Genomic DNA, 12,453 nt, shown 5'->3' with positions numbered 1-12,453 from the left:
GCTTGGAACCCCGATTCCGTGTTTGACGAACGAGGAGCAAGGCTGTCATTTCACAAGAAGCAAGGAGTTCATCATTGGATGAACTCCTTGTTCCTATACCGGAGAGGATCGTGTCCGTTGTCATCAGAATGGAGTACCGTCTTATTCGTAATATCCTTCTGTTGACTTGCGAAACCCCTTAAACTGATTGGCATCATGCCCAAACCATACCTGAGACTTCGTTCGCTCCGCAAGCGTACGGATTCGCTCGACCGTATTCCGGTAGCCAAGCGAGTCATACAGATTGCCTGGCGGTCTCACCGGCGGACCGAAGCTATCAGCCGTATAAATGGTATCAGAAGCGAGAATAATTCCGCCCGTTTCTGGCATAACGACATGCAATCCCAGCATGCCCCAAGCATGCCCGCTTCCGAAGTTCAGCAGCGTAATGCCTTCAGCCAGCTCCAATTGATCCTCTGTCCGCTTTATCGTTTTCCACTGCAAGTTATTTTTGATCCAGGCATCAATGTCTGCCCAAATGTAGCCTCCTTCTTTTTCGTTGCGGGCATAAGATTGCAAAGCGCCGTTCAGTTCGTCCTCGTGAACGATAATGGTTGCGTTCATGAACAGTTCCAGACATCCCGCATGATCCAAGTGCAAATGAGAGGCCACGACATACTTGATATCCTTCGGAGATACGTTCAACTGCTCCAGTCGATTATGCAGATAGCATTCCTCACCCGCTGCCCATGGAAAAAGAAGCTGTACCGTTTCGGACCATCGTCCCTCCTTGCCCATTCCGTTCGGGTTACAGGCCGTATCGAACAAAATCTTGCCTTCTGGATGATCAATCAACACCGTATAGACGGGAAATTCCACAAATTCGGTCGCTGCATTCGGATTCAGAACCGTTGCCGGATTATGCATGGCAATCAGCCAGTTCTTATCCATGCACATGCGGCCATTGTCCATCACATACAGCTTCGGACGTGCCTTCATCACATTCGTCATCTTCATTTCCTCCCATTGAACAGCATGGTTACTAGATGAAGATATGACAAAAGAGCAAGCATAATGACGCTCCACATCCTCGGAATGTCATTGCACTTGCTCTTTGTTAGCTGCCTTTACACTTTTTCAGCAGACATTTACGGAATCCTTTTAAGCAGTTGCTCTCGTTCCGTTTTTATAACTCTGTGTCCTTAATGAAAATAATCTTAACTCCCATGATCTGATTTTGCCCGTTGACGGCATAGTACGCTGCATAGGCTCCATCTCCAAATCCGGTACGAGAAACGACGCCGCCATCCAGCACACCAGCATCTTCATTGCTTTCTGTAATGTCGCAGCAGGCGAAATACCAGTCACTGTCCGCATTGTCGGACTCATTACCTTCTGCATCGGCATCCGGAATTCGATACTTGCTCACATCAAAGATTCCAGCCTGTCCGCTATCCACGCCTACAATGAAATTCCCTTTCACCCATTCTATGGCTTCCAACTTATCGGCAACCGAGCTATGGCAGGCAATAAGCTTGGCGCAGGCTTCTCCCCAATCTTGAACCTCCGTCTTGCTTACATAGGCGTCCCATGTCCCATTCAACGCATTGTCCAGCACGCCCATAATGATTGTATTTTCATTCAAGTCGTAGCATGGATCGGATACAACCAGTTTCCCAGTGGTAACTTCAAATTGACCTAATGAAATGAATATAGCAAACACTCCCTTCGTTGTTACTTTCCATACTTATTTCTTCTTTTTCCGCAATCTTGGTCTCCACTTATGACCACATCTCATACATGAATTAATCAGCTCGCTATTTCCTGAAAACCCCAATATCAAACCAAATAGCATAAAAAACATTGTAATTGTAGGGCCGCCAATCGCTTGACCAAGCAATGTACCTAGCAACGTAAAAAAAACACCGCCTAAAAAGGCAAGCCCCGCACTAAATCCTCTTTGCCCGCCTACAATTTGTACTGAACCACATTTCTCACACCTGACTGCATCATGATGCTCATTTATCAGGTTATTCGTGTTGCTGCTAGAACCTATTATCTTGCCTGTCTGATTACCCGTTCTCATCTGGCTGCTGGAAGACCTCGATTGTGTCGTCGCGACAGGCTTTCTCGCTCTATTGCTTGTTATCGTTCTAGTAGTTGGCTGCACGCTATTAACTCCTCTCGAACCTATAACGATGTAGGAATAAAGTCGTATACATACTTAGAAGAAATCTAAATCTGTACACTGCTCCTATACTCCTATGTCGTGGATATTTTTAACTTTAAACAAAAGACCGTATTCTTTCCATCAAATATTTTCCATGATAGACATTTAAAGATTATATCCAAGGAGAAAATGCAGCGAACCCGAGTGAGGCACCTTTTAACGTGTCCACCACTCGGGTTCAGAGGCTTGCAGCTATCCTTTTCTGAAATACTATTGGAACGTCGTAATAATGAGCCAGATATTCAGAACAGTTAAGACAATGGAAGTAATCCAGGCTAGAATCACAACCCATAATTTGTTTTTAAATTCACCCATTAATTTCTCATCACTCGTAAATATCGTTAAAGGAATGATGGAAAATGGCAACGCAACACTTAAAAACACTTGTGAATATATCAATAATTTCTCGACAACAGATTCCGTACTCCCGAACACCAGGATGCATACAATGACCGGAATAATAGCCACTCCGCGAGTAATCATCCGTCTAGCCCACATCGGCATTTTCATGCGGATAAAGCCTTCCATGATGATTTGCCCGGATAGCGTTCCAGTTATCGTTGAATTTTGGCCCGATGCAAGCAAGGCAACTGCAAATAATACACTCAATACCGGACTGGCAATCGCACCTACAATCGAGCTGTCATTCAGTGCGCGGTATAATTGCCCAAGTGTCTCCAAAGAACCACTGTAGCCAAAGAACAAGGAAGCACCCAAAATAAGCAGTAAGCAATTTACCACAAACGCAACGGTTAACTGAATATTAGAATCGATAGTGGCAAATTTGATCGCTTCTTTAAGCGATTTGCGATTTCCACGATCATATTGACGCGCCTGCACAATCGATGAATGCAAATATAAGTTGTGCGGCATTACCGTAGCGCCGACAATTCCTAGAGCGATGAACAAAGCTCCTTCATTAAATACAATCTCCGACCTTGGAATAAACCCGCCAAGCATGTGAGCCACATTAGGTTGCGCAATAATCACTTCATATAGGAAAACAACAAGAATCGTTGCAATCAACGTAACGACGATGGCTTCAATTTTCCGAAATCCAAACCGCGCCAAAATCAATAGTAAAAATACATCAAGTACGGTAATGAATACTCCGACGAGTAGAGGAATATTAAACAATAAATTAAGCGCAACCGCACTGCCGATAACCTCAGCTATATCTGTAGCCATTATGGCAAATTCGGTAATAATCCATAGGGCAAAGCCCCATTTTTTCCCCGTTTTCAATCGGGTCACTTGCGCCAGATCCATTCCGGTCACAATCCCTAGTTTCGCAGACATGCTCTGCAGCAGCATCGCAATTAGACTAGAAATAAGAATAACCGACAATAGCAAATAACCAAACTGCGATCCGCCTGCAATGGAGGTAACCCAGTTGCCAGGATCCATGTATCCAACTGCAACAAGCGCCCCTGGCCCTGAATATGCCCACAGCTTTCGCCAGAAACCCGCGTTGCTCGGTATAGGTACTGTGTTATTAATCTCCTCTAAACTTGAACCATTTTGAGTTTTGTGCAAGAATTTTCCTGATCCCATAATCAACCCACCTTTTTTCCATGCACAACAAAGTTTCACTACATCAACTTTCAATTATTTTATACCTTTTTCTGAAAAGATCAAGTGCTAGACAGGCTTTCCCCTACTTTTAAAAGGAAAGAGGCGACCTCCCCCCTTTCGCTCTTGGGAAACGACCGCCTCTTTATTATTCTTATTACCTTGAATATCATTACCTATTTTTCTAACCTATTCTCAATCTATACGAGCATCCCCGCAATCGCGGCACTCATCAGATTCGCCAGTGTTGCAGCAATAATCGCGCGGAAGCCCAGCTCAGCGAGATCCTGTCTGCGGGAAGGGGCAATGCCGCCCAGTCCCCCTATGAGCAGCGCAATAGCTGCCAGATTGGCAAAGCCGCACAGTGCAAAGCTGATGATGACTACGCTCTTCGGAGACAGATTTACAATTTCAGGCGCGAACGAAGTGTACGCGACGAATTCGTTCAAAACGAACTTTTGCCCGATGAAGGAACCCGCTTGCAGCGCCTCGCTCCATGGAACGCCGATCAAGAAGGCAACCGGTGCGAACAGGTAGCCAAGAATTTGCTCCAGCGTCAGCGCTTCAATCCCGAACACGCCGCCAACCCAGCCGATAATCATGTTTACTAAGAAAATAAGCGAGATGAACGCCAGCAGCATGGCTCCTACGCCGGCAGCGATCTTAAGACCGTCCGCGGCCCCGCGAGCCGCTGCGTCGATAACGTTACGGGACTCTGTATCCTTCACGATCTGAACCCGTTCCACTCGAAGATGATGATCGGTTTCCGGCATCATGATTTTGGCCATCAGCAAGCCGCCCGGTGCGCCCATGAATGCTGCTGCAAGCAAGTACTCGATCGGCACGCCAAGCATCGCATATCCGCCCAGTACGGAGCCGGAGACGCACGCCAGTCCGCCGACCATGATTGCGAACAGCTCTGACTTGGTCATTTTCTCGATATAAGGCTTAACAACAAGCGGCGCTTCGGTTGGGCCAAGGAAAATATTCGCTGCCGCCGACATCGATTCTGTTTCGCTCGTTTTGAGCACCTTTGCCAGAAATCCGCCGATAATTTTCGTTGCCCACTGCATGATGCCGAGGTAATACAGAACCGCGATTAACGAACAGAAGAAAATAATGATTGGCAGCACTTGCAGCGCGAACGTAAAGCCAGCTTTCTCTGCACCCAGTATCCCGCCGAACAAGAATTGAATCCCTGCATTCGTAGAATCAATGATGCTCTGAACAACTTTGGACAAGTAGTTCAGCATCGTCTTGCCGAATTCCCACTTCAGAACGATTAAGGCAAAAATGAATTGAATCGCGAATGCGCCAATGACCGTTCTTGGATTAATCGACTTGCGATTTTTAGATAACGCCAGTGCTATAACGAAAATACCTAAAATTCCTAGAAGCCCCCAAATGTATTGCATATACAGATCCTTTCTTCATCGAGTCTGTGACCAAGATTGTCATAGCGAAAGGGTCAGATAGACCACTTCAATTTCATTGGCCGTGAATTAGATTATATTATGTTAGTTAATGGATTTTAATACATCTACTAGCATTCCCTTAAATGCATCACGATTGATCGCTTCACAGACGCGAACATTGCGCGTGCGTTCCAAGCGATTGTTGATATCGACCAAGCTATAGCCTCTTGTCAGCTCGCCAACGGTTTCTACATCAACATGATACAGATGAGACTTCGTCATAATCGACTCATCCGCTGCAACTGCTGCCAGCAGGGTGTCTGGATGCGTGGTGCCATTTAGACGGTGAACCCTTTTGTTGAAGCGCATTACAACCTTGTTGACATCCTTGAAGAACTCTGCGCCCTTCGATCCAAGCTGCTCAATTTCCGCATGGTCGCTGTCGTCCATGATGGAATATTGCGTGCACATTTCCCAGCCAACCATCGTAATTGGAATGCCAGAGTGAAGCACAATCTTAGCGGCTTCCGGGTCAACGTAGAAGTTGTACTCTGCCGTCGGTGTTATGTTGCCGAGTGCATTGTTCGTGCCGCCCATAATGTACAAATGCGGAATTAACGGTACAATCGTCGGATCCTTTTTGATGGCCATCGCAATATTCGTCAGCGGTGCAATCGCCAGCAGATGAATTTCTCCTGGATTTTGGTGTACCGTTTCGATTAGGAAATCAACCGCATGTCCGGTTTCGGGAGATTGGATCGCCTTTTCGAAAAAGGAATCGCCCATTCCATCCTTGCCGTGCACATCCTCTACAGTACGATGCTCCTTGTGGCCAAGTCCCATAATCGGACCTTCATACCCTTTGTATACCGGAACCTTGCCGCTATGTCCTGCGACCTGAATCGTATAGAGTGCGTTTTCCACCTGCTGATCGAACTGAACATTACCGCCTGTAATCATAACGCCTTCCACTTGAAAATAATGAAGGGCTGTCAATATGGCGATTGTATCGTCTCCGGCTGTATCGGTATCAATAATGACGCGCTTTTTCTCTGACATTATGATTCCCTCTTCTCTGTTGCCTTTTTCGCCAGGTCTGTCATGTAATCGAAGAATGCATCGCGGTCTACGTCGTATACGACCTGTACCGGACGACCGTCAGCCGTTTCTACCGTACGTCCTTGGCTGGCACCTTCGGTAATGACTTTGCTGTTCACCGTTTGCACCTTCACAAGCTCGCTCTTGCCAACGAATGCAGTCGTTAATACATCCCACAGATAGTACGTCGAGTTCGTGGAAAAATGAACGAGCGGCGGCACCATAGCGTAGCATTGGCCGAGGAAATCAACCCCGATATGCTTGCGCTCAGCAGCCCAGCGTTCACGAACGTCCAGCGTAAGCGGCACTTGGTTCGTGCTTTCGAGTGCAACCAAGTCAATCTCGATTCCGCTCTCCCATACGCGAGCAGCAGCATCCGGATCCCAGAATACGTTCCATTCTGCCGTTCCGTCATGCTCAGGCTCATGCACGTTGCCCGCTTCGCGGAATGTACCGCCCATCCATACGAGGCGTTCTACTTTTTCTTCAATTGTTGGATCCATATCTAAAGCGCGAGCAAGGTCAGTAAGCGGACCCGTGAACAACAGGGTCGTCTTGCCTTCCGTTGCACGCAGCGTATCTATAATATGTTCATGTGCCGGCTTGTCCGCAACTGGAGTTACGACCTTGCCAGATTCATTCAAGAGCGGCAGTGCATCCACATAGAATGCATGCATGCGCCAGTCTTTCGGGAAAGGATTTTTCCCGCGCGAATTGGATGCAGCTACATCCAGCCCGCCTGTACCGAAGCGATCAATGATTTTGCGGCTTGCGAACATAGCCGGTTCTAAATAACAATCCGCTGGAATGACCGATACACCTGTCAACTCAACGTTGTCCATTTGCAATAACAAAAACAAAGAAATCAAATCATCAACGCCGCCATCGTGGTTAAAATAAATCTTTTTCTTCATCTTGTCTCCATTCCATACATCAACACTTCTTATGAAGGAAATGTATTCTGTGTTGTGTTTATACAAAGTGCTGTAAAACCGAACAAATAAATACATTTTAAACTCATCATTCGGATTCCGTTATCGATCATACTAAATTTTCGCTAAAAAATATATAGTTTGAATAAAAATTATTTGATTTGAAATGAATTATGAGAGAGAAATACATATTAGAAATGGTTAATCGTGTGGTCTTGCCAAAGTTTCTTCCTTATTATGCCGAATAAGTAGTATATACTTATTTTATATTCATTTCTCTTTGTTAGAAAGGAGAACCTATCGTGCAGCAGCGCACAACCCCAAGAACAAGGGTGCATTCAACGAACAACTCAGCTGTATCCCCTCGCAATCGTCGGGAACAGCCCAAGCCAAATCGCCCTGCTCCTGCTTCAAATCAACGGACAGCAGGTAGTCAAGTGAAAAATACACGACCGAAGGAGACATCGGCTAGCAAGCCTGTCGCTAGTCAAACGCCTCCTGCTCCGAAGACTGCCGTAAATAGACAGGGACAAGCTGTCGCTTCCCTTCTATTTGGCTCACTTGGTATTCTGACTTTTCTATACATATTGAGTAATTTGAGCACAGCACTCAAGTTTAATACGTTGTTCTCTTCCGAACAGAAGCAGGTTATGATAACTTCTTTTATTTTGAACCTAATCGGATTTATATTAGGAATCAGCGGCAAACGATCTTCGCGAGGCAGCGGCATAGCAGTCGTGGGCATGACGCTCTCTTCCATCCCCCTAGGGATCTGCCTGGTGATCTTGATTGTATGGGTGATGATGAAGCTTTCCATACAGATTTGAGTGTCTGGTCTACAAATGTAAAAAGGCAGAGAGATTCATGACTACCTCTCTGCCTGCGTTTTATACGTTATTTTCAAAGTTATTTTCAAATGATATGAGACCATTTGCATGTCTTCCTGTGCGATGCCTCAAGAACCTACAACTGTTAACAGCATAATCGAAGTTTGGAATCGACCGCTTTCGGGAACGATGCACAGCACCTGCTGCCCTTCGGCGAGATGCCCTTCATACATGAGTTCCTCCAGCATAATGAAAATCGAAGCCGAGGCTGTATTTCCCTTTGTGTATAAGTTCGTGAACCACTTTTCCTCTGGAATGATGACCCCGCCCTGCTCCAACAACCGGAATATCTCATCTCTGAAAAAATGCGATGAGTAGTGGCAAACCATCCAATCGATGGTCTCCGGTTCAATCCGGCCTTCCTGCACCAGCTCCAAAAATCGACGAACGCCCACCTTCGTGATTTCGTTAACCAGTCTGACATCCTGCTTTAGATTCAGCGCACCTTGATCCGCCGCTTCATGAATAGATGCATAATCCAGCCACGAAGAAATTCCACTCTCCTTGTCCATGCCCGAATACATGCACACGTCATACTCATTTGCATATGACTTGTTATCGACCCATTCAATGCGCAGCGATAACCCCTTTGCGGAGGGTTTGTCCTGCATTATCGCCGCGCCTGCACCATCCGACAGCATAAACCGCAAAAAGTCCGTGTCGAACGGCACACGTCCATTGCTATGTACAGACTGCGCCTCAAACTTCGTATGCTTAAACTCACGGCTCAGGAACTCACTAGCACAAGCAATTGCCGCCTCATGCTCCCCCGATTTAATTTGCAAATAGGCGTACTTAAACGCCTGCATTCCGCTTGCACATAAGCCGTTGTGCGAGGATATCTCCATTACTGGCAAGCCCGCCTCAGCATGCACCATGCTCGCAAAGCCAGGAAGAAGCAAATCGGCTCTCGTCGACCCTGTCGCCAGGAAGCCAATATCCTTCTCTTCTATCTTTCCATTACGTTCTAATGCATTTCGTATAGCTAGCGCAGCCATTTCTGCGTTCGTATATAAGCTCTTTTGCTCTTTATTCATTGCATAGTAGCGATATTTTATCTGATTCTTTTCAAGGATGATCCGCTTGGTCTTTGAAGTCTTCCCACTAATTTTACCAAGATAATCTTCAATTTCATCATTACTAACCGGAGAGCCAGGAAGAAACTTACCTATACTCGTAATATAGACGTGATTCATAAAGCACCTCCACAAAATATGACATATTTCTTCATTATCATAGAATTTAATTAAATTGTAAAGTATTGGATATAAAAATAACGCCCAGATACCTATATCCGAGCGCTCTTTTTCCTTTTCTATGTTGATGTCTATTCTATCAATCCTTATACGGATCGAACTCGTCCGCTCCGGCCATACATACTCCGATCGGCTTTAATGTGTGCATCACCTCGATCGTTTCTGCATGTGCATCCAATACCTCCTGCAGCTTCCGATACACAAACGGACTCTCGTCCGTACCCGCTCCGCGCAGCTCAACGCCGAATGTGCGCACGGCCTCCATCATTTGCTCTGTCGTAATCTTGCCGCCGCTTCGAGTACGGGTTTTCCAATTCATTTTGCCTGCCGCTTGCGTTCGGCTCATGATCCGTCCCGCCCCATGAACGGTGCTGTAATAGGCTTCCCGATTCTCTGCACTATCCTTGCCTTTTACAATTACCGATATGTCGCCCATACTGCCGCCGATAAATCCGACCTGCCCCGGTGCGGAAGGAGTCGCCCCTTTGCGGACAACTACGACTTCCTTGCCGTTATGCGTTTCTTTCCAAGCGTAGTTATGGTGATTGTGCACCTCAAGATCGGCGTCAGTACCCAGAATCGCCAGCACTTGCTCAATGACGTAATCACGTCCCGCATAGGCATACCGCCCGGCCAGCTTCATGGCACGATAATACATATCTCCAACCTCGCTGCTCAGATCAAGTAGGATGGGCGGCTGATCCATCTTCTCTCCTGAAGCACTGGCTAGGAACTCCCGCCCGACAGCCAGATTCATGAATCCGCTCGCCGTCTTATGCCCAAATCCTCTGCTCCCAAAATGATTCGCGACCCACAGACGTCCTGTCCCTACCTCCTCGAACAAGTCTACAAAATGGTTGCCGCTTCCGACAGTACCTAGCTGATTGCGAGCCAGTGCTTTCAGCTTGTCATGCTCCTGCTTGCCAATCGCTTGATAGACGCTCCAATCCGGATCATCGAAGAGATCGTGATCCACTTTCTCATTATTGACTCTCCCCATCCCGAAGGAGATTTTGCGAGCAATTTCGTCCATGATTTTCGATAATCTGGGCTTGATATCATCTGCTGACAAAAGAGTACGAACTGCTTTATTCCCGCAGGCAATGTCATACCCGACGCCGGAAGGCGAGATTTGCCCGTCATAGACCACAACCCCGCCAATCGGCTGACTGTACCCCTTATGATGATCCGCCATCAACAGGGCCTGAACTACATTGCCAGTCTTAGCGCACATTTTCGCTTGAGCGACAGCACTCTCCTCTGGGCTGCCCCAGACTCGTACGCCGTCTATTTGTTGATAAGCCATATCCTTCTTCAACTCCAGTAACGTATAATTTCTATTCGATATTCAAATGCCTTTTGCTTCTCGCAGCGCCAGAATTCGTTCTTTTACCGCTTCTTCAGTCTCTATTTCCGACAAATGAATGACCGCCCCAATGAGCTGCTCGCTCCACAAAGCAGCGTCCCAGCCCTCCAATGCCCGCAGCGCCATATTCCGATTGCGAACGACAGGACTGTGCAAGCCGACAGTAATGAGTCTTTCTCCGATTCCATTAAATCGATCTAAACTTTGCAAAATGCTATCCAGACATTGATGTGCAATATACGCTTTCCCAAGCCCCATCTCATCACCAGGGCCCGTCGCGATATGCTGCAGCGGCAGGTGCTCCTCCGCAAACTGAACTAGCTTCTGAATTCTGCCCGAGTCTTCTGATTTCATGAGCTGCAGGTAATGGGAATTCTGAAGCGGATCCTCCGCAAGCTGCTGATAAAGAATTTCCCATATATCTATCCCAATCTTCTCTGCACTTGCAATGCCATAATAGTGATTCGCTGTATCACCGGATTCAATCACATCCATTACGATACGATTCCATCTCGGCTGAGCGATAACCGCTTGAACTGCTTCCAACGTATTGATCCGAAGCTGCTCCGTCCACCCTGCGGCCATCCGCTCACTCCATCTTTCCTCATCCTGGGTCAAAAAGTCTTGCAGCTTGAACATGACTGACAGGTGCTTGACCGTGAAGCACATCTCGTGTGCCGCTCTTACATAATTGGCCAGCACTTGCGGCGCATGCTCATAATCATCAATATCTTCTGCCGGGCCTCCATTTAACAAGGCCTCGATTATATCGGTCGCTCCATCAAACAGTTCGCGATCTACCTGCCCAGCAGAAAGCGCCTCCTGCAAGCCTCCATTTCTCGCACAGATGCAAGCCAAATATTCATTCATAACATGGTTCTGACAACCATGCCGCAGCAGCCAATCTCGAATTTCCTGAGTCGATGGCTCCAATCTCTCCACAAGATGGATCTTCCCCCAACCATGAACCTGCTTGGCTAATGCAAACAGCACCTCATTGCTGTTTTCCACCCCATTCTGAATCGCAACTGCCGTGTACAGTGTGAACTCATCATGTTTGCCAAGGGTTAGAAGCAGTTCCTTAACATGTTCATTATGGAACAGGCCAAGCAGCGCGATACCGAACTTGACGACATTGCGATGTGCCCCATGCTCCGCAAACCATACCGCTTCCTGAAATACAGGTTCCGGTCGTATGCCGGGATAAATGCGTACCTGCTCCAATATATTATCAATCATGCTGCTTATTTCAGCCGTAACGAGCTTCATGTACAACGCCTTCCGCGTGGCATGCTTCGGCTTCCTCGATTGCTGCCCCAAGAGCTGGACGATCTCATCCACCTCTCCCTTTCGATCACTGCCCGCACCATGGTGACTGCATACTCCGTCTAGGCCGCCTGCTACCCACCGGATCTTACTGTCGGCCCAGAATTCTTCATCATCCGGCAAAGAGCCGTCTATTAATTCTCCTTGATCTCGTATGTATGCATAAATGGAAGTTCTCCCCTTCCAAGGCGCCGCTTGGTCAAAAGAAATAATCATCGTGCTGCTCCCCTTCCCCGATACTTTCTTCTGCCTCTATCCTCGCTTATTTTCAATACAATGAACATGGTAAAAGTATTACGAAACATCTATACTCCTGTTTTTTTATACGATCCAAACCTGCGACCAACGCAAAGTTTACAAAGTTCTCTTTCTCAATTCGTGGTAAAATTTAT

General features: G+C 46.9%; 11 protein-coding genes. 1 reads left to right on the top strand and 10 read right to left on the bottom strand.

Annotated features, from left to right (window positions below):
* Positions 1–141: 141 nt before the first annotated feature.
* The 7 genes from ahlS to NO352_RS00460 all read right to left on the bottom strand — a co-directional run bounded on the left by ahlS (position 142) and on the right by NO352_RS00460 (position 7,208).
* On the bottom strand, positions 142–990 hold the full coding sequence (gene ahlS / locus NO352_RS00490; protein ID WP_289354695.1) for an AhlS family quorum-quenching N-acyl homoserine lactonase: 849 nt from the start codon (positions 988–990) through the stop codon (positions 142–144).
* Positions 991–1,165: 175 nt separating this feature from the next.
* Positions 1,166–1,693 (bottom strand): DUF4241 domain-containing protein, encoded by a 528-nt coding sequence (locus NO352_RS00485; RefSeq protein WP_163976958.1) that lies wholly within the window; start codon positions 1,691–1,693, stop codon positions 1,166–1,168.
* A 33-nt stretch (positions 1,694–1,726) separates the two neighbouring features.
* Positions 1,727–2,149 carry a hypothetical protein gene (locus NO352_RS00480; protein ID WP_289354694.1) on the bottom strand — a complete coding sequence of 141 codons (423 nt, stop codon included), beginning with the start codon at positions 2,147–2,149 and terminating at the stop codon, positions 1,727–1,729.
* A gap of 270 nt (positions 2,150–2,419) precedes the next feature.
* Positions 2,420–3,763, bottom strand: coding sequence for an Nramp family divalent metal transporter (locus NO352_RS00475; RefSeq protein WP_005543004.1), 1,344 nt, complete (start codon positions 3,761–3,763; stop codon positions 2,420–2,422).
* Between the two features lie 218 nt (positions 3,764–3,981).
* Entirely contained in the window at positions 3,982–5,196 is a 1,215-nt protein-coding gene (locus NO352_RS00470; protein ID WP_005543006.1) for a NupC/NupG family nucleoside CNT transporter, read from the bottom strand.
* A gap of 102 nt (positions 5,197–5,298) precedes the next feature.
* Positions 5,299–6,255 (bottom strand): nucleoside hydrolase, encoded by a 957-nt coding sequence (locus tag NO352_RS00465; RefSeq protein WP_289354693.1) that lies wholly within the window; start codon positions 6,253–6,255, stop codon positions 5,299–5,301.
* Positions 6,255–7,208 carry a nucleoside hydrolase gene (locus NO352_RS00460; RefSeq protein WP_040735151.1) on the bottom strand — a complete coding sequence of 318 codons (954 nt, stop codon included), beginning with the start codon at positions 7,206–7,208 and terminating at the stop codon, positions 6,255–6,257. The genes NO352_RS00465 and NO352_RS00460 overlap by 1 nt, the downstream gene beginning before the upstream one ends.
* A gap of 320 nt (positions 7,209–7,528) precedes the next feature.
* Between NO352_RS00460 and NO352_RS00455 the strand changes: the two genes are divergently transcribed.
* Positions 7,529–8,053, top strand: a complete 525-nt coding sequence (locus NO352_RS00455) for a hypothetical protein (RefSeq protein ID WP_005543012.1) — start codon at positions 7,529–7,531, stop codon at positions 8,051–8,053.
* A gap of 128 nt (positions 8,054–8,181) precedes the next feature.
* On the opposite strand, the gene NO352_RS00450 is transcribed toward NO352_RS00455, so the two are convergent.
* From NO352_RS00450 to NO352_RS00440, 3 genes are all read right to left on the bottom strand, one after another.
* Positions 8,182–9,309, bottom strand: coding sequence for a beta-ketoacyl-ACP synthase III (locus NO352_RS00450; protein WP_289354692.1), 1,128 nt, complete (start codon positions 9,307–9,309; stop codon positions 8,182–8,184).
* 139 nt (positions 9,310–9,448) lie between these two features.
* A complete protein-coding gene (locus NO352_RS00445; RefSeq protein ID WP_289354691.1) occupies positions 9,449–10,675 on the bottom strand; it encodes an RtcB family protein in 1,227 nt (408 codons plus the stop codon).
* 42 nt (positions 10,676–10,717) lie between these two features.
* Complete coding sequence (locus NO352_RS00440) at positions 10,718–12,277, bottom strand: limonene hydroxylase (protein ID WP_289354690.1); 1,560 nt, start codon at positions 12,275–12,277, stop codon at positions 10,718–10,720.
* Between the last annotated feature and the right edge of the window lie 176 nt (positions 12,278–12,453).

Source organism: Paenibacillus sp. S-12 (genome assembly GCF_030363895.1).
GTDB lineage: Bacteria > Bacillota > Bacilli > Paenibacillales > Paenibacillaceae > Paenibacillus_B > Paenibacillus_B alvei.
Note: the sequence above shows the minus strand (reverse complement) of the source record. Positions and strands in the feature narration are given on the sequence as shown.